The sequence below is a fragment of the Marinimicrobium sp. UBA4509 genome (genome assembly GCF_002388575.1).
GTDB classification, from domain to species: domain Bacteria; phylum Pseudomonadota; class Gammaproteobacteria; order Pseudomonadales; family Cellvibrionaceae; genus Marinimicrobium; species Marinimicrobium koreense.
The window spans coordinates 36,988-54,806 of sequence record NZ_DGMV01000060.1; the positions used below are offsets into that span (position 1 = coordinate 36,988).

Genomic DNA, 17,819 nt, shown 5'->3' on the forward strand with positions numbered 1-17,819 from the left:
TGATCACGGCCCGCCACAACCCCGGCACAAACAGGGCAATCGGTGCGGCCAACAGGTACGCGAGCGCGATTCGTTGCAGCACGCCCGGAATGCGCAGCGTCGCCACACCTTCCGTAAACGGAAACGCGTTGAGCAACACACCGATCAGAAAAATCAGGGCACTGCGGCGCACAATATTCAGCAACCGCGCCGACACCGGCTGCGCGGTACGCGAACGGCTCGAGAAAAACAGGGCCGAACCGACGATAAAAAGAAAGAAGGGAAAGATGTAATCCGTGGGCGTGGCACCGTGCCAGTCGGCATGCAGTAACGGTGCGTACACCGCATTCCAGGAGCCGGGCGTGTTGACCAGAATCATCAGTGCGAGGGTCAGCCCGCGCATGACATCCAGGGCAAGGAAACGTCGATTGGCAGAAGTTTCAGACATAGAGACACCTCAAAAAAGTGACCGGTCGCGACAGTGCGGACCGGCCAAGCAGAGGAGAGGGGGAAGCGCCGCTCAGGATTTCCAGCGGCGCAGCTTGTGCCCTTTCAGGGCATAAAACAGAATGTAGGCGTAGCAGGGGAGCATGACCCAGTAGGCCGCCTGATTGCTGGTGCTTTCCGCAAAATGGCCGTACAGCAGCGGGATCACCGCACCGCCGGCAATCCCCATGATCAACAGCGCCGAGCCGACACTGGTGTACTTGCCCAGATCCGCCAGCGACAGGGGCCAGATCGCCGGCCAGCACAAGGCATTGGCCAGCCCCAGCAGCGCCAGGAACATGACCGTATTGGGTACCGTGGGAATGCCCAGCCAGCCAAAAAGAATAGAAGCAATCCAGTCGCTATCGCCGGACCCGGTCAGCACCCCCACGGTAAACAGTACCCCGAAAATGGCGGACCCGGTCAGCGCCCTGGCCTGACTCAGAAAACGGGGAATGCACAGCACGCCGACCACATACCCGATGACCATAAACGTCATGGTGTAGGCCGTCAGTGAACCAAAGTGCGCTACATCCATTCGCCGCCCATAGAGCCCGATCGTATCGCCGGCGATCACTTCCACCCCGACGTACATGAACAGCGCGATCGCACCCAGAATCGCCTGGGGATGATTGAGGATGCCCAACTTATCGCCGGCCTCATCGTCACTTTCGGCGTCGACGTTCAACTCCGGCAGGGATGAGAACTGCACAAACAGCATCAAGGCCAGCAGCGCTCCGGCCATATACAGATAGGGCACCACGAGGCGATTCGAGAGCTCCGCCAAGCGTTCCGCACGCGCCTCGGCGCTCAATGCCAACAGCACATCCTCATCGAACTGGTCCATGCCGGTCAGTACCCAGAGCGTAAACACCACCGGAGCCACCACACCGGCGGCCTTGTTCAACAGCCCCATGATGCTCATCCGCATGGCGGCACTCTCGCGCGGACCAATACACACAATGTAGGGATTGGCGGCCGTCTGCAGCAAGGTCAACCCGGTGCCCAGAATAAACAGCGCCAACAAAAACACGGCATAGTGACTGGACTGGGCGGCGGGAATGAACACCAGCGAGCCCACCGCCATCACCGCCAACCCGATGACCATCCCGGTCTTGTACCCGGTGCGGCGCAATACCAGCGCGGCGGGCAGCGCCATGACGGTATAGGCGATATAAAACGCAAAGGTGACAAACAGTGCCTGAAACTCATTGAGTTCACAGACGATTTTCAGAAAGGGAATCAGTGCACCGTTCAGCCAGGTGACAAAGCCAAACACGAAAAACAGCACCCCGATAATGGTCATCGGAATGAGGGCACTGGAAGTGGCCGGAGCCCGGGCAGTGGTGTCAGTGGTCATAGCAGCCTCGCGAATCGACGTTCAGAATTGTTATCGTATTGTGTTGATGGCGTTCAGGCGGTATTGGCCAGTGCGCTCTGCTGGCGCGCAAACAACAGCGCTCCCGCTTCCGGTGGCCCGAGGGGGCGGGATAATTGCTCGGCCACATCCCGATCCAGCCAGGTCTCCAGACGCCCGGCCATCCCCCCAATCAGTGACAGCCGCGGCGGCTGATACGCCAGCAGCTTGCGCGCCATGGCGCTGATGTAGTGCGCGCCGCTGCGAAGAATATCCAGCGCCACCGGATCGTCGGCCTCGGCGGCGTCAAAGACCAGCGGCGCCAGACGGGCGTAGTCACTGGATGGCTTGCCGGACATCCGCTCGACAATCGCCAGACCCCGCGCCTGCAGCAGCTCCGCCACACTCTCGATCAGTAGGGTTTTTGGACCGAGATCATCGGACGCCAGCAGGACCGCCTTGATCGCTTCCAGTCCCATCCAGGCGCCGCTTCCCTGATCGCCATAGGGAAAGCCGTGCCCACCCAACAGGTGATCCACGCCGGCGGTGCGGACATAACCGCAAGAACCGGTCCCGGTGACGATGACCGCCCCCTCGTCTTGCTGATGGGCACCGAGCAGGGCAATACGCAAATCCGTGGTCAGATGAAGCGCCGCAAAGGGGTGGGGCCAGTCACTGATGACCCGATAAAGACTGGGCAGATTCACCCCCGCCAGCCCCGCGCCCGCCACCAGACGGCCGAGGGTTTCAGTCGGCAGGCCAGCATCGCTCAGCGCGCGGCGCGCCGCACTCTCGATGGATTGCAACGTCTGCTCAACGCCGTGCAGGGGGTTGGCCGGCCCCGCCAGAGCACTGCCAAGGACCCGCCCACGGGCGTCCGCTATGCTGGCTTTGCACTTGCTGCCGCCACCATCAATTCCCAGAAAGTAGTGCTCATTGGTTGGGGCACTGACCATAAAACAACCTCTTATTCTGTATCACAACCCACCGCTGAAAAAAGCGGGGGCGGGCTTCGCCGCCGACCCCGCAAGAGGTGAGAGAGAGTTCCAGCGAACAATACTGGAAGACTCACTGTAATTGCTCGGGACAACGTTGTCAAACAAATTTTTTGCCTTCCCTGACCACAAAAAAACCGGGCCGATGCGACATCGGCCCGGTCCGCTCTTCCAACATGCCCAGCCGGTCACTCAGACTCCGGCAGCGCCTCCAGTTCATCGCGCAGGGCCCGCAGAGCCTGTTTGACGGCCCGGTGATGCTCCGGCCCCATGCGAATCATCAACTTCTGCAAGTCCGTCAGCGCTTCCAGCTCGGGGTCCCGGTACTCGTAGAAGACTTTGGGCCGGTGCAGACGAATGTCGCCGGGGGGCTCCGGCGCCTCCAACAGCTCATCGATGGTGTTGAGCACGACCTCGTGGAAGGTTCCATTATTGACGCCATGCTCATCAAACGCCTCCTCCAGCAAGGGGCGGTAGCGCTGATACCAGCCTGCCACCTGCTCGGGGTCGCTCTCGGTCAAGAGCGCAACGTAGGCATCATAGCGCTGAAAGTTCTCTTCCAGCAGTCGATATTCCTGCTCGGCGTCGGTACGGGCTTCACCGACCTTCGCCACGGCCAGGGGCGGCGGTGGCGATACCACCGGGCGATATTCATGCACCACTTTGCCATCACGGGCGGCCGCCGCGGCACGTACCACCTTGCGGATCAACTCTTCGTTGACCAGCAGACGCTCGACGTCGTCATTGCCGGTGGCTTCTTCCAGCTCATTGAGCGCTGGCTCATCGCTCTGATCCAGCTCCGGCAGCGGTTCCGGCTCGGGCTCAGGTTCCGGCTCGGGTTCAGGCGCCGGCTCAGGTTCCGGTTCGGGCGCTGGCTCAGGCTCCGGTTCGGGCTGCTGAACCGGAGGGGCCGGCTCCGGTGTCGGTTCCGGCTCATCTTCCCGGCCAAACAAGTACAGGCTCAGAGCCACAATCACCACCACGACAATAACGACCAGGGCGATAGTCGCGGTGGGCTTTCGATTACCCGGCTGTGCTTCCGGTGTTGAATGCTCATCGTTCGCCATATTCCCACCTTTCTGGTTAATGCCCGCAGGCTGCACCTGCGTGGTCCGTTCTTGGACTGGAGGATACCGCCGCCAGTTCATTCGTCTCCTTTATTTGTAGCACAGTATCCGTCCCGGCTCTACAAGCAGATCAAACGACCCGCTTTGGGCTGGTCACACTCGCCCCTTGTCTTTATAATGCCCGCCTCCCCTATAGGGCCCTTAGCTCAGTTGGTCAGAGCAGTCGACTCATAATCGATTGGTCGCTGGTTCAAGTCCAGCAGGGCCCACCACTCTCCCTGACTTAACGTTTATTGACACTCCTTTGATTGATCCGGAGTCGTGCTGGCTCGTATCATTAACGGACTGACCAGTCCGTCCTATTAGCGAGAGCCCTATGACCGACCCGGAAAAGCCCAAACGCGTGCACAAATCCGCCGAGCAGCGGCGCGAAGAGATTCTGACCGTAGCCACCCGTATTTTTGCCGAGCGGGGCTACCAGGTGGCCGATATGCAGGCCGTGGCGGATGCCGCCGGGGTCGGGAAAGGTACGGTCTACCGTTACTTCCCCACCAAAGAGGCGCTGTTTACCGAGGCCCTGCGCTTTAATCTGGAGACTCTCAAGGCCTCCATCGAGCACGCTCGCGAGCAACCCGAGGACCCGCTGGAGCAGCTGCGCGAAGGCATGCGCGCCTACCTGCTGTACTTCGAGAAGAACCCGGAGCTGATTGAGCTGTTCATTCAGGAGCGGGCGGAATTTCGCAGCGAATGCCAGAACTCCCTGTACTTCTCCTACATGCTCGCCGGGCGCGAGGACTGGGTCGACATGTTCGAGCGCATCGCCGAGCGCCACCCGGTGCGCGATATCGACGCCCAGGAGTGGATGGAGGTGTGCGGGGACATGATGCACGGCGCGGTGGTGCTCAGCCACACGCCCTTGCCCCGTCGACCGCTCAGTGAGCGCTTTGACCGGATTTTCGATATTTACCTGCACGGCATTCTCAAGCACTGACCGCCGTTACTGGCGCCACTCTCTTTACCTTTTTGTTTTTAACGCTGTTATCAAACGGAGCTTATTACCATGATGTACCCCACTTCCCGTCCATCCGCCGGATTACTGCGCCGGGGCCTGGCCCTGTCCGCGCTTGCCCTGTTGGTCAGTGCCTGTAGCTCCGAGCAGGGTGGCCAGCAGGAGCGCCCACCCTCACCGGTGACCACCACCGAAGTGCAGGCGCAAGCCGCGCAACATCAGGTGGAGTACCCGGGCCGGGTACGCGGCGCCACCGAAGTGAGTGTGCGCGCCCGGGTGTCCGGTATTCTGGAGTCGCGCAATTACGAAGAAGGCACGGCGGTGGAAGCCGGGCAGACGCTGTTTCAGATCGAGCCCGACACCTATCAGGACGCGGTAAAAGCCGCCGAAGCCGAGCTGGCCAGTGCCGAGGCTCAGCAACTGCGTGCCGAGCGCGAATGGGAGCGGGTGAAAGGTCTGTTCGAGCGCAATGCGGTCAGTGAGCGCGAGCGCGATCAGGCCCGCGCCGACAGCCGCGCCGCCGATGCCCGCCTGGAGGCGGCCGAGTCCGCCCTGAGCAATGCCCGTCGCCAGTTGCGCTACTCGCGGGTAGAGGCCCCGGTGTCCGGCCTGACCAGTATGGAAGCGCTCACCGAGGGCAACCTGGTAGAGGCCGGCACCGTTCTGACCCATATTGTTCAGCACGACCCGGTGCACATTTATTTCGCTCTGCCCGAGGAAGACGCCACCGCCCAGCGCGTCGCCCGTGAAGCGCTCCGGGACGACGACTCCGAGCGAGAGGCCCGCCTGGTGCTGCCCGACGGCAGTGAGTATGCCCGCGCCGGCCAGGTGGATTTCGCCGATCGTCGCATCGACCCGATGACCGGCAGTGTGCAGATGCGCGCGGTTTTCCCCAACCCGGACAGCGAGCTGATTCCCGGCCAGTTTGTGCGCATTCGCCTGGCTCTGGCGGACTACGACAACGCCATCCTGGTGGACCCCACCGCCGTGGGCCAGGGCCCGGAAGGCCCTCAAGTGTTCACCATCGATGAAGACAACACCGCCGCCGCCCACACCGTGAAGCTGGGCCCGGTAATCGATGGTCGCCAGCTCATCCTTGAAGGACTCGAGGCCGGCAGCCAGTTGGTGATCAATGGTCAGGTGGCACTGAGTGACGGCGCCGCCGTGCAAGTCACCAACGTCGACCAAAATGCCAGCGACCAGGAGGGTTAATTGATGTTGCGCTTCTTTATTGACCGGCCGATTTTCGCGTCGGTCATTTCGATCATTATTATCATCGCGGGGATTGTCTCTCTGCGGGTGCTCCCGGTTGAGCAGTACCCGAACGTGGTACCGCCACAGGTCGTGGTGAGCGCCACCTACCCCGGTGCCAGCGCCGAGGTCTTGGCCGAATCGGTCGCGGCCCCACTGGAGCAGGAAATCAACGGTGTGTATGACATGATCTACATGGAGTCCACCAGCACCGATGCCGGTACCCTGCAGGTATCCATCTCCTTTGCCATGGGCACGGATCCGGATCAGGCCGCCATTAACGTCAACAACCGGGTTCAGGCGGCCACTCCGCGACTACCGCAGATTGTCCGAGACTTGGGTGTGCGAGTGGAATCTCGCTCAACCAACATCCTGATGGTGCCGGTGCTCTACTCGCCAGATGGTACTCAGAGCACCCTGGATATCAGCAACTACGCTTTGCTCAACGTGCTGGACGAACTGGTGCGTCTGGAAGGCGTCGGTGATGCATCGCTGTTCGGTGCGCAGGATTATTCCATGCGCATCTGGCTGGACCCGGCCAAGCTGGCGGAATACGACCTGACCACGGCCGAAGTGGGCGCTGCCATTCGGGATCAGAACGCGCAGTATGCGGCGGGTCGAATCGGGGCGGAACCCTCCCCGGAGGATCAGGCCTTTACCTTCAGTGTTTCAACCCGTGGCCAGTTGGTAGAACCGGAGGAGTTTGAACAGATTGCACTGCGCACCGACAGCCAGGGCGCCAGCCTGCGCCTGAAAGATGTGGCGCGCGTGGAGCTTGGATCCGAGCGCTACGACTTCTCCGCCACCTACAACGGTGAGTCGGCGGTGCCGATGGGGGTTTACCTTCAGCCCGGCGCCAATGCTCTGGAAACTTCCGAGCGGCTCTATGACGCACTGGATGAAATCGCCAAAGATTTCCCGGCCGGTATGGCCTACAAGGTGCCCTACGACACCACGGAGTTTGTCCAGGTATCGGTCAACGAGGTGATCCTGACGCTGCTGATCGCGGTGGTGCTGGTTGTCCTGGTGACCTTCCTGTTCCTGCAGCACATTCGCGCCACCCTGATTCCCGTGGCGGCCATTCCGGTCTCGCTGATCGGCACCTTCGCCGGCATGCAGGCGATGGGATTCTCGGTAAATATGTTGACCCTGTTTGGCTTGGTGCTGGCCATCGGGATCGTGGTGGACAACGCCATTATCGTGATGGAAAACGTCGAACGCTTGATTGTCGAGCAGGGCATGAAAGCCCGCGATGCCTCCATCGAAACCATGAAGCAGGTTTCCGGAGCGGTAATCTCCTCCACGCTGGTACTGGTGGCGGTGTTCGCGCCGGTGGCTTTCCTGGGCGGCCTCAGTGGTGAGCTGTATCGACAGTTTGCGGTGACCATTGCGGTCTCGGTGGTGGTGTCCGGCGTAGTGGCACTGACCCTGACGCCGGCCATGTGTGCCCTGCTGCTGGATAAAGAAGCCCACGATGTCAGCAAACCTTTCCAGCTGTTCAACAACGCCTTTGAGCGCCTGACCAACGGTTTCGTCAATCTGGTGGGCAAGCTGCTCAAGCACTGGGTCATTGGCCTGGGTCTGTTGGCCTTCTTCTGCGTCGTCACTGTGTTCTCCTTCAGCCGCATGCCTTCCGGCCTGGTACCCCAGGAAGATCAGGGCGTGGCGCTCGCAGTGGCTCACCTGCCTCCGGCCTCCGCGCTGGGACGCTCAGAAGAAGCACGCGACCGTTTGGTGCAACAGGTGCTCTCCCTGGATGAAGTACAGGATTTCACCGCCTTTGCCGGCTTCGACATTGTGGCCGGCTCACTGCGCAGCAATGCCCTGGCGGGCTTTATTAATCTGGCCCCCTGGGATGAGCGTCAAGGTGATGGACAGGCTGCCTCGGATATCGCGGGCAAAGTGATCGGTATGGGCATGGGCATTCAGGAAGCCAATGTTATTGCCTTTACCCCGCCGCCCATTCAGGGGCTGTCCCTCACCGGTGGTGTGGAAGGCTACCTGCAGGTGCGCGACAGCTCCGACCCCAAGCGCATCAACGAACTGACGCAGCAGGTTATCGCCGCGGCAAATGCTCGCCCGGAGCTGACCAATGCGCGTAGTACCCTGGACACCTCCATTCCCCGTTTCGATGCAAAAGTCGATCGGGAAAAAGCCAAAGCGATGGGTGTACCCATCAACACGGTGTTCAGCACACTGCAAGCCACCATGGGCTCCTCCTACATCAACGACTTCTCCTACCAGGGTCGCCTGTGGCGAGTGAACATGCAGGCCGAGGGCGAGTACCGCAACCAGGCCGACGACCTGCGTCATATTTACGTGCGCTCTAACAGTGGCGAGCGGATTCCGCTGAGCTCACTGGTCACACTGGAGCGCACCGCCGGGGCGGACATCATCAACCGATTCAACATCTATCCGGCGGCCAAACTGATGGCCGACCCGGCGCCGGGCTTTACCACCGGCCAGGCCAAGACCGCTCTGGAAGCGGTGGTGAACGACATCGGTCAGACCGCCAACATTCAGATCGGCTGGACCGGCGAGGCCTACCAGTTGGATGCCGCCGCCGGTTCCGGTACCGCCGCCTTCGGTATGGCGCTGCTGATGGTGTTTCTGATTCTCGCCGCACAGTACGAGCGTCTGACGCTGCCGATTGCCGTGGCCACCGCCATTCCCTTTGGGGTTCTTGGGGCGGCACTGTCATCGCTGCTGCGCGGCTACCCGAATGACATTTACTTCCAGGTGGGCCTGCTGGTGCTGATCGGTCTGGCGGCGAAGAACGCCATTCTGATTGTCGAGTTCGCCGCGCAGAACCGCCGTGAAGGCATGAGCTCCACCGAAGCGGCCATGACCGCCGCCCGGCAGCGTTTCCGCGCCATCATCATGACCGCCGCGACCTTTATCATCGGTTCGCTGCCCCTGGTCTTCGCCACCGGTGCCGGTGCCGCGAGTCGCCAGGAGATCGGTACCGTCGTGGTCGGCGGGATGGTACTGGCCAGCTCTCTGGCACTGCTGTTCGTACCGCTGACGTACAAAGTATTGGAAGATCTGGTGACCTGGAATGAAAACCGCAAACAACGTAACGGAGGTGAGCACAATGCGTAAATTCACCTCATTGGCCGCCGCCATCGCTCTGCTCAGCGGCTGCGCCCTGGGCCCGGATTATCAGGCTCAGACACCGGACCTGCCCGATCAGTGGCCCGAGCACGAACTGCTCGGGCAAGACACCGGCGACTGGCAACAGTGGTGGACCCGCTTCGACGACGCCACGCTGAATGCGCTGGTCGAGCGCGCTTTGGACGATAACCTGGAGCTGCAAGTGCAGCTCCAACGGATCGAACAGGCCCGCGCGGAACTTGGTTTCAGCAAAGCCAATCGCTGGCCGTCACTCAACGCCCAGGCAGACGCCACTCGGGAGCAAGGCTCAGCAGCCGTCATGCCGCCCGAATTGGGCGGCGGCCAAATCCGCAACCAATTCTCGGTAAACGGTGTGCTAAGTTATGAGCTGGATCTCTGGGGCCGTCTGGCGCGCGAACGCGAAGCGGCCAGCGCACTGCTGGCGCAATCGGTGTTTGGCACCGAAGCGGTACGCCTGAACCTGATCACCGACGTGGTCACCACCTACTTCAACCTGCGCGCCGCCGAGCAGCAACTGGCGATCACCCGGGAAACTCTGGGAACACGCGAGGAAACGCTGGCCTTGGAAGAAGTGCGCTACGAAAGTGGCGCGAGCAACCCACTGAGCATTCGCCAGGCGCGCGCCTCGCTGGAAAGTACCCGCGCCCGCCTGCCACAACAGGAGCAGCGCGTACACGAGTTACGCAGCGCCCTGGCCATGCTGGTGGGCTACAGTCCCAGGGAGTTGTTGAGTGAACTGGATTTCGGTGACGCCAAGCTGACCGAGATCGAGTTGCCCGACAGCGTACCGGCGGTTCTGCCCTCAGAGTTGCTGCAACGTCGCCCGGATATTCGCGCGGCGGAAGAGGCTCTGGTGGCGGCCAATGCCCGCGTGGGGGTCGCCAAGGCACAGCGCTTCCCAAGCCTGAACCTCCAGGCGCTGGGCGGCAGCGTGGCGCTCGATAGCGACAACCTGTTCACCGCGCCCGCGGAAATGTGGAGCGTGGGTGCCAACCTGGCCGGCCCGCTGTTTGATTTTGGTCGCACCCGTTCGCGGATCGAAAGCGCCGAGGCGCAACTTGCCCAGGCCGAAGCGCAATACCAATTGGCGATTACCAATGGCTTTCGTGACGCCCGGGATGCCCTGGTCATTTATCAAACCTCCGACCGTCGTGTAGAGGCGGTGCGTCGCCAGGCCGAAGCGATTGAGGAAACACTCGAACTGGCGGAGTTGCAATACGACGCCGGGAGTATCGGCTTTTATGAGTTACTGGACGCACAGCGCGGTTTGCTCGACGCGGAGTTGGCGTTGAGTCAGGCAATGAGTGACCGGTTGGCGGCGACGGCGACGTTGTTCAAAGCGATGGGGGGCGGTTGGAGTATGCCGCGGTCGTAACGAAGTTTGGGTAACGGCGGATGCGTGCTTCGCACTTATCCGCCCTACGGTTAGAACCGCAGTTGGCGCAGTGCATCCGCCGTAACCCCATACACTTTTTTACGATCGCACTCTGCGCTTTCTGTTAGATTGAATTGTAAACGACCCACCTGAAGAAAACCGCCGCATACTGCAAGGAGCTTTACGTGCCATCCCTCTTCCGATACCGCCGTCCGTTGCGCGAACGCGTCCGATGGGCGGGCTGGTTTATTGTCGCCAACAGCCTGATTGCGTTGCTGATCGGTTTTCGTTATCTGCCCTGGATGACCGTGGCGGACACCGCCACCGGACTCTACGTAGCCCTGGCGATGATTGCCCAGTTTTCCCTGTTGGCCTGGCTGTTTGGTTTACCGCTGCTCCTGCTGACACTGATTCTGCCGCAGTCATTATTGCGTCCGACAGCCATCGTCATCGGCACCGCTGGCGTTGCTTTGCTGCTGCTCGACACCGTGGTTTACCACCAATTCCGTTTTCACCTGTCAGGTTTTGTGTTCGAGTTGATTGTTGGCGGTGGCACCGAAATATTTTCATTTTCCTGGCAGACCTGGGCGGTGGGCGGTATCGCCATTGTTGCGCTCGCATTGCTGCAATGGAGTCTGGCTCGACGCTTTTGGATTTTGACACCGCGTCGCTATCTATGGGCGCCTCTCACCCTACTGGTAACCAGCCAACTGCTGGCTCACGGCTGGAATGCCTGGGCGGATGCCCACTACGATCATCGCATCACCCGCGTCGCGCGCCACTTGCCGCTTTATCACGCGGCGACCGCCAAGCGCTTTTTTGCCCGCCACGGTTGGGTTGACCCTCAGGCCGTGCGGGAAGCCTCGGTGGTCGAGCAAATGAGTGCACCCGATGGCCAGGGCGCCCTGAACTATCCAACGGCAGCGCTCCAGTGCACGACACCCGAGCAGCTCCCCAACATCCTGGTTATTGCCGTGGACTCCCTGCGCTGGGATATGCTGGATCCGCGCTGGATGCCCAACACCACCCGCTTTACGGAGTCGGCACAGGTATTCACTGATCACTACAGCAATGGCAACGCCACCAAACCGGGCATATTCACCCTGTTTTACGGGTTACCGGCCAGCTATTGGGACGCGTTTTCCGCCCACCAGGTGCCGCCGGTATTGATTCAACGCATGCAGTCCCTCGGGTACCAATCCCAAATACTGAGCTCGGCCACGCTGGTGAGCCCGGCCTTCGACCGCAATGTGTTTTCATCCATTAAAGAACTCCGTCTGAAAACACCGGGGGACACCTCCTGGCAGCGCGACCAACAGATCACTCAAGACTGGTTGGATTTTCTCGACAGGCGCTCGTCCCATGACAACGCCTCACCCTTTTTCGGGTTCCTGTTCTACGATGCGCCGCACTCCTATCAGGTCCCGCCCGATTACCCGCGTATCGAACCCTACTGGGAGTCCGTAAATCAATTGGCACTGGACGATGACTTCGACCCCGAGCCCTATTTCAATGTCTACAAAACCACGGTACGTTTTGTCGACGACCAGATTCATCGGGTTCTGGCCGACCTGTCAAAACGCCAGCTGATGGAAGACACCCTCGTTATCATCACCTCGGATCATGGCCAGGAATTTAACGACAACGGGATGAACTATTGGGGTCACGGCAGCAATTTTTCACGCTATCAGCTCCAGGTTCCACTGGTCATCCATTGGCCCGGCAAGGCGCCCAGTGTCGTTGAACACCGGACCGAGCACTTCGACCTCGCGCCCACCCTACTGACCGACGTGCTCGGGTGTTCCGAAAGTGCGACCGAGAGCTATTCAAGCGGTGAACACCTCTATACCCCTCACGACAAAAAGTGGAGTATCGCGCACAGTTACATGAACTCGGCCTTTCTGACCGAGGAGCTCCAGCTGGTGAGTTACCCGTCGGGCGGAATGGAAATGCTGAGCACTCAGCTACAGCCAATAGACGATGCTCCCTTACCGATGGAGCTGATCAAACGCGCGCTGAAGGAGCAGTCCCGGTTTTACCCTTGAGCCACGCCTCCTGAGCTACCGACGTTTCGCCAACCACAAGCGGATGATGGTGCTGGAATTGACACTGATCAGCGTCACTTCCAGCAGGGTGCCCCCAATCGAGCCGACCGCGATGTTGTTTGCCAACCAGAAACAGGCGCCCACCAGGAAGGCCAGGCGCATCTGAATACCGGTCAGGCAGAACAGCGCGTAGGTGCCGATGCAGGCGCCAATCACCGGTAGCCAGTCCAGTGGTTTTTCGACCAGCCACCACCCCAGCGCCACACTGACGGCGATAAACAGCCACGCCACCAAACGCGAACTGGTTTTCAGGGACAGCCCGGTGCGCACCACCGACAAAAATGAACTCAGTACCGCCGTTGGCGCACCGATCAGCGCAAAGTGCAGGCAATTATTGAACTGCAGCACAAACATGAACACTTTCAGCTTGCGATCGTCTTTCTGAAAAAAACAGTAGACGCCCAAACCATAGCTGACCAACCCAAGCAGTTGGCCAACCGTATAGATCACATCACCCAAGGGCCTGGCACCTTAATCAAACAGCTGTGCATGAAAGCGCAGGTGATCTTCAATAAAGCTGGCAATGAAGAAGTAGCTATGATCGTAGCCCGGCTGCATCCGCATCGTAAGCGGAGCGCCCGCCCCTTCAGCAGCTATTTCCAGCGCCTCTGGCTTTAGCTGCTCCTGCAGAAAGTTGTCCGCATCCCCCTGGTCCACCAACAGGGGCAGCGCGCAGCCTTTGGCTTTGAGCAGCTCGCTGGCATCGTATTCACGCCAGGTCGACTCGTCGTCGCCCAAATAGCGCCCCAAGGCTTTCTGTCCCCAGGGACAATTGATCGGATTGCTGATCGGGGCAAAGGCGGAGATGGAGCTGTAACGCTCGGGGTTGCGCAGCCCCACCACCAGCGCGCCGTGGCCCCCCATGGAGTGACCGCTGATAGCGCGCTGGTCCGTGACCGGAAACTCACGCTCGATCAGCTGCGGCAACTCGTACACCACGTAGTCGTACATCTGATAGTGCGACTTCCAGGGGGCCTGAGTGGCGTTGACATAAAAACCCGCGCCCAGACCAAAGTCATAACTGCCCTCGGGGTCGTCTGGCACCGCGTCGCCACGGGGGCTGGTATCAGGGGCGACGATCGCCACCCCCAACTCGGCCGCGACCCGCTGGGCGCCAGCTTTGTGCATAAAGTTTTCATCGGTACAGGTCAAACCCGACAGCCAGTACACCACCGGCACTTTGCGCTCCTCGGCCTGGGGCGGCAGAAAGATCGCAAAGCGCATAGTGCAGTTGAGCACCTCGGAGGCGTGGCTGTATTGCTGGTTCCAACCGCCGAAACTCTTGTTGCTACTGAGCCGCTCCAATGTCATATCAAGCTCCTTAAAAGTGAATGACGCTGCGGATGCTTTCGCCCTTGTGCATCAGATCAAAGGCGTCGTTGATTTTTTCCAACGGCATTGTGTGGGTGATGAAGTCATCCAGCTTGAAGTCGCCGCGCATGTACTGCTCGACAATGCCCGGCAACTCGCTGCGACCCTTGACACCACCAAAGGCGGAGCCGCGCCATACCCGGCCGGTGACCAACTGGAACGGCCGGGTACTGATTTCCTGACCGGCACCGGCGACCCCGATAATCACCGACTCACCCCAGCCCTTGTGGCAGCACTCCAGCGCCGAGCGCATGACGTTCACATTGCCGATACACTCGAACGAGTAGTCCACACCGCCGTCGGTCAGATCAATAATCACTTCCTGAATGGGCTTATCGTAATCTTTCGGGTTGATACAGTCCGTGGCACCGAGTTTTTTCGCCAGCTCGAACTTCCGCTCGTTGATATCAATGGCGATGATCCGCCCGGCCTTGGCCATGGTCGAGCCGATGATGGCCGACAGGCCAATGCCGCCGAGGCCAAAAATCGCCACCGTCGAGCCCGGCTCCACCTTGGCGGTATTGAGCACCGCACCCATACCGGTAGTCACACCGCAGCCGAGCAGACACACCTCTTCCAGCGGGGCTTCCTTGTTGACCTTGGCCAGGGAAATTTCTGGCAACACGGTGTATTCGGAAAAGGTGGAGCACCCCATATAGTGATGGATCGGCTGGCCGTCTTTGTAGAACCGGGAGGTGCCATCGGGCATGACCCCTTTGCCCTGGGTTGCCCGGATTTTGCCGCACAGGTTGGTTTTTCCGGATTTGCAGAATTTGCACTCCCCGCACTCCGGGGTGTAAAGCGGGATGACATGATCGCCCACCGCGATGCTGGTCACGCCCTCACCGACCTGCTCCACAATGCCGCCGCCCTCGTGGCCCAGGATGGCCGGCCAGTTGCCCTCCGGGTCTTCCCCAGAGAGAGTAAAGGCATCGGTGTGGCACACCCCGGAGGCGACCACCCGTACCAGGACTTCACCGGCCTTGGGCGGCATCACATCGACTTCTTCAATGGTCAGTGGTTTACCGGGGCCCCAGGCCACGGCAGCGCGAGATTTGATCATGCTTTCCTCCAAAATGGATGATTCGGGGTATTACTGGGTATTTTTACCCTGGGGGATTACGCTCAATCCCCGGTAACGGTTGCTATTGCCGTGTTAGGCTCCTATAACGTTAACAGGTAACCCACCCACGGATTGAGTCTATGATGCTGCAGCCCCACAACATTGTCCACCTCTGGCTGATCGACCAGCGCAGCCTTCACCTGGATGAGCGGCGAGACACCTTTGAGCAGTGGTTGAGCGAGGACGAGCTCGACGGCCTGACGCACTACTCCCGACCCGAACTGCGGGACGAACAACTGATTACCCGCGCGGGGTTGCGCAGCAGCCTCTCGCAATACTCGGACAGTGTTCCGCCCAAGCGCTGGCGGTTTGAGCGTAGTGAGCGCGGCAAGCCCCGACTGAGCGACGACTCGCCCATGTCCGAGCTGAGCTTCAACCTAAGCCACAGCGGCGACTGGCTGGCCATCGGCATCACGGTCGACAACCTGATTGGTGTCGACCTGCAGCTTCGGCACCATCAAAAGCCCCTGACCGAGCTGGCCGAGCGGTTCTTTTCCGCACCCGAGGCCGAGGAACTGGCCAACCTCCCCGAACCCCGGCAAAGTGAGCACTTCTTTCGGCTCTGGACCCTCAAGGAGGCGTACCTGAAAGCCCGGGGGCTGGGTATCGCCCACGGCTTGGACAAGGCCCGCTTTCACATCGACAACAACGGCCTGATTACAGCGGAATTTGACGACAGCCTGGAGGATGACCCTCACGACTGGCAGTTCCACCACTATGAGCTGGACGATGATTACTGCCTGTCCCTCGCCCTGAAGCAACACCGGGCCCAGGACGCATCGACCCACTTTTACAAGCTGATTCCCGGTGGTCATGTCGAGCCCCTGGAGTGCATCGGCCACCAGATACAGATTCAGTAAAACACAAAACCCGACGCCCCGGAATTCCGGGGGCGACTCCGGGTGTAAAGGACCGTAAAGACTCGCCAAGGCCTTTTGTCGTATGATACTTTATTACAGATTGACTATAACCCTCTGACCATAACCAATAGCCCAAGGGATAGCCTATGAAACTCCTGAGCTCTTTCCTGTTGTCCGCCACCCTGGCCATGCCAGCGGTTGCCGCCAGCACCCATAAAATGTCTGTCGATACCGACGAAAGCGCGGGCATCATCAGCAAACACATCTACGGCCACTTCGCCGAACACCTGGGCCGGGGCATCTACGATGGCCTCTGGAAACAGGATGAAAACGGCGACTACATCATCCGCGATGATGTGATCGATGCCCTGAAAGACCTGGGCATCCCCAACCTGCGTTGGCCCGGTGGCTGCTTCGCCGACTACTACTTCTGGGAGGACGGCATTGGCCCGAAAGAGCAGCGCCCCTCAGTGGTGAACAACCTCTGGGGTGGGGTGACCGAAGACAACTCCGTAGGCACCCACGAGTTCATGGACCTGGTGGCCGAGCTGGAAACCGACCCCATTGTGGTGGGCAACGTCGGTAGCGGCACCGTGGAAGACATGGCCAACTGGTGGCAGTACGTCAACCACCCGGGCGAGAGCCCCATGTCCAAGCTGCGCGCCGAGAATGGCCGCGCCGAACCCTGGAATGTCGAATACTGGGGCGTGGGTAATGAAAGCTGGGGTTGCGGCGGCAACATGCGCCCCGAGTACTACGCCGACCTCTACCGGCGCTTTGCCACTTTCCTGCACCCCTACGAGAACGTGAAGCCCTTCCGCATCGCCGCCGGCGCCGCCGGGGCCGACTACAACTGGACGGATGTGGTCATGGAGCGCGCCGGCGATATGATCGACGGGCTGGACCTGCACCACTACACCATTCAGGGCTCCTGGACCACCAAGAAAGGTGAGGCCGTCAACTTTGATGAAAGCGACTGGTTCGAGCTGATGGACCGTGCCATCGAAATGGACGAGATCATCACCGGTCACAAGAAGATGATGGACAAGCACGACCCCGAGAAGCGTGTGTGGCTGATCGTGGGCGAATGGGGCACCTGGCACGAGCAGGAAGAAGGCTCCATCCCGGGCTTCCTGTACCAGCAGAACACCCTGCGCGATGCCCTGACCGCCTCGGTGACACTGGACATTTTCCACCAGCATCTGGACCGGGTGAAAATGGCCAACATCGCCCAGACCGTGAATGTCCTTCAGGCGATGATTCTGACCGATGGTGAGAAAATGCTGCTGACCCCGACCTACCATGTGTTCGACATGTACAAGGTACATCGGGATGCGGTGGCTCTGCCGATCAAGCTGAACAAAGGCAAGTACCGTTATGACGGCGACAGCCTCCCGGCGTTGAGCGCCACCGCGTCGCGGGACAAAGACGGCCGCACCCACATCAGCCTGACCAACATTGATCCCAACGAAGCACGCACCGTTGAGATTGATCTGAAAGGGATGGATGTGAGTGCCGTGAAGTCCGGCCGGATTCTGACCGCCGAGGCGATGAACGCCCATAATACCTTCGACAACCCGAACAATCTGGTACCGGTAAGCTTTGACGGCGCCCGGGTTGAGAAAGGCAAGTTGATTGTGGAGATGCCGGCGAAGTCGTTGGTGACCCTGGAGCTGTAACGTCAGACTTGGGTGACGGCGGATGCG

Annotated in this window: 14 protein-coding genes and 1 tRNA gene; 8 read left to right on the top strand and 7 right to left on the bottom strand. The window is 60.3% G+C overall.

Annotated features, from left to right (window positions below; translation table 11 throughout):
• The 4 genes from B3520_RS11525 to B3520_RS11540 all read right to left on the bottom strand — a co-directional run.
• Nucleotides 1-427: heparan-alpha-glucosaminide N-acetyltransferase domain-containing protein (locus tag B3520_RS11525; RefSeq protein WP_286876095.1), on the bottom strand; the 427-nt coding region annotated here is incomplete at its 3' end.
• 72 nt (nt 428-499) lie between these two features.
• Nucleotides 500-1,840: a sugar MFS transporter gene (locus tag B3520_RS11530; RefSeq protein WP_414673678.1), complete on the bottom strand. Its 1,341-nt coding sequence runs from the start codon at nt 1,838-1,840 to the stop codon at nt 500-502.
• A gap of 38 nt (nt 1,841-1,878) precedes the next feature.
• A complete protein-coding gene (nagK, locus tag B3520_RS11535) occupies nt 1,879-2,778 on the bottom strand; it encodes an N-acetylglucosamine kinase (RefSeq protein WP_286804943.1) in 900 nt (299 codons plus the stop codon).
• Between the two features lie 227 nt (nt 2,779-3,005).
• On the bottom strand, nt 3,006-3,884 hold the full coding sequence (locus tag B3520_RS11540) for a DUF3014 domain-containing protein (protein WP_286804945.1): 879 nt from the start codon (nt 3,882-3,884) through the stop codon (nt 3,006-3,008).
• Between the two features lie 195 nt (nt 3,885-4,079).
• Between B3520_RS11540 and B3520_RS11545 the strand changes: the two genes are divergently transcribed.
• The 6 genes from B3520_RS11545 to B3520_RS11570 all read left to right on the top strand — a co-directional run bounded on the left by B3520_RS11545 (nt 4,080) and on the right by B3520_RS11570 (nt 12,699).
• Nucleotides 4,080-4,156 (top strand) — tRNA-Ile (locus tag B3520_RS11545).
• 104 nt (nt 4,157-4,260) lie between these two features.
• Nucleotides 4,261-4,875, top strand: a complete 615-nt coding sequence (locus B3520_RS11550) for a TetR/AcrR family transcriptional regulator (RefSeq protein WP_286804947.1) — start codon at nt 4,261-4,263, stop codon at nt 4,873-4,875.
• A 69-nt stretch (nt 4,876-4,944) separates the two neighbouring features.
• Nucleotides 4,945-6,105, top strand: coding sequence for an efflux RND transporter periplasmic adaptor subunit (locus tag B3520_RS11555; protein ID WP_286804948.1), 1,161 nt, complete (start codon nt 4,945-4,947; stop codon nt 6,103-6,105).
• Between the two features lie 3 nt (nt 6,106-6,108).
• Nucleotides 6,109-9,246: an efflux RND transporter permease subunit gene (locus B3520_RS11560; protein WP_286804949.1), complete on the top strand. Its 3,138-nt coding sequence runs from the start codon at nt 6,109-6,111 to the stop codon at nt 9,244-9,246.
• Entirely contained in the window at nt 9,239-10,654 is a 1,416-nt protein-coding gene (locus tag B3520_RS11565) for an efflux transporter outer membrane subunit (RefSeq protein ID WP_286804950.1), read from the top strand. The genes B3520_RS11560 and B3520_RS11565 overlap by 8 nt, the downstream gene beginning before the upstream one ends.
• A 185-nt stretch (nt 10,655-10,839) precedes the next feature.
• Nucleotides 10,840-12,699 carry a DUF3413 domain-containing protein gene (locus tag B3520_RS11570; RefSeq protein WP_286876097.1) on the top strand — a complete coding sequence of 620 codons (1,860 nt, stop codon included), beginning with the start codon at nt 10,840-10,842 and terminating at the stop codon, nt 12,697-12,699.
• A gap of 15 nt (nt 12,700-12,714) precedes the next feature.
• Here the strand turns inward: B3520_RS11570 and B3520_RS11575 are convergent, their stop codons facing one another.
• The 3 genes from B3520_RS11575 to B3520_RS11585 are packed head-to-tail and all read right to left on the bottom strand — an operon-like array spanning nt 12,715 to nt 15,193.
• Complete coding sequence (locus tag B3520_RS11575; protein ID WP_036162001.1) at nt 12,715-13,209, bottom strand: YgjV family protein; 495 nt, start codon at nt 13,207-13,209, stop codon at nt 12,715-12,717.
• 21 nt (nt 13,210-13,230) lie between these two features.
• Nucleotides 13,231-14,070, bottom strand: coding sequence for an S-formylglutathione hydrolase (gene fghA / locus B3520_RS11580; RefSeq protein WP_286806589.1), 840 nt, complete (start codon nt 14,068-14,070; stop codon nt 13,231-13,233).
• Between the two features lie 10 nt (nt 14,071-14,080).
• Nucleotides 14,081-15,193: an S-(hydroxymethyl)glutathione dehydrogenase/class III alcohol dehydrogenase gene (locus B3520_RS11585; protein ID WP_286806587.1), complete on the bottom strand. Its 1,113-nt coding sequence runs from the start codon at nt 15,191-15,193 to the stop codon at nt 14,081-14,083.
• 140 nt (nt 15,194-15,333) lie between these two features.
• Here B3520_RS11585 and B3520_RS11590 point away from each other — a divergent pair, with 140 nt between their 5' ends.
• Nucleotides 15,334-16,113, top strand: a complete 780-nt coding sequence (locus B3520_RS11590; protein ID WP_286806586.1) for a 4'-phosphopantetheinyl transferase family protein — start codon at nt 15,334-15,336, stop codon at nt 16,111-16,113.
• 146 nt (nt 16,114-16,259) lie between these two features.
• On the top strand, nt 16,260-17,792 hold the full coding sequence (locus tag B3520_RS11595; RefSeq protein WP_286806585.1) for an alpha-N-arabinofuranosidase: 1,533 nt from the start codon (nt 16,260-16,262) through the stop codon (nt 17,790-17,792).
• The last annotated feature ends 27 nt before the right edge of the window (nt 17,793-17,819 follow it).

Bases quoted from the DNA above. Each gene is read 5' to 3' on its own strand.
- nagK (WP_286804943.1), bottom strand. From the start codon at position 2,778: ATGGTCAGTGCCCCAACCAATGAGCACTACTTTCTGGGAATTGATGGT.
- B3520_RS11540 (WP_286804945.1), bottom strand. From the start codon at position 3,884: ATGGCGAACGATGAGCATTCAACACCGGAAGCACAGCCGGGTAATCGA.
- B3520_RS11550 (WP_286804947.1), top strand. From the start codon at position 4,261: ATGACCGACCCGGAAAAGCCCAAACGCGTGCACAAATCCGCCGAGCAG.
- B3520_RS11555 (WP_286804948.1), top strand. From the start codon at position 4,945: ATGATGTACCCCACTTCCCGTCCATCCGCCGGATTACTGCGCCGGGGC.
- B3520_RS11560 (WP_286804949.1), top strand. From the start codon at position 6,109: ATGTTGCGCTTCTTTATTGACCGGCCGATTTTCGCGTCGGTCATTTCG.
- B3520_RS11565 (WP_286804950.1), top strand. From the start codon at position 9,239: ATGCGTAAATTCACCTCATTGGCCGCCGCCATCGCTCTGCTCAGCGGC.
- fghA (WP_286806589.1), bottom strand. From the start codon at position 14,070: ATGACATTGGAGCGGCTCAGTAGCAACAAGAGTTTCGGCGGTTGGAAC.
- B3520_RS11585 (WP_286806587.1), bottom strand. From the start codon at position 15,193: ATGATCAAATCTCGCGCTGCCGTGGCCTGGGGCCCCGGTAAACCACTG.
- B3520_RS11590 (WP_286806586.1), top strand. From the start codon at position 15,334: ATGATGCTGCAGCCCCACAACATTGTCCACCTCTGGCTGATCGACCAG.
- B3520_RS11595 (WP_286806585.1), top strand. From the start codon at position 16,260: ATGAAACTCCTGAGCTCTTTCCTGTTGTCCGCCACCCTGGCCATGCCA.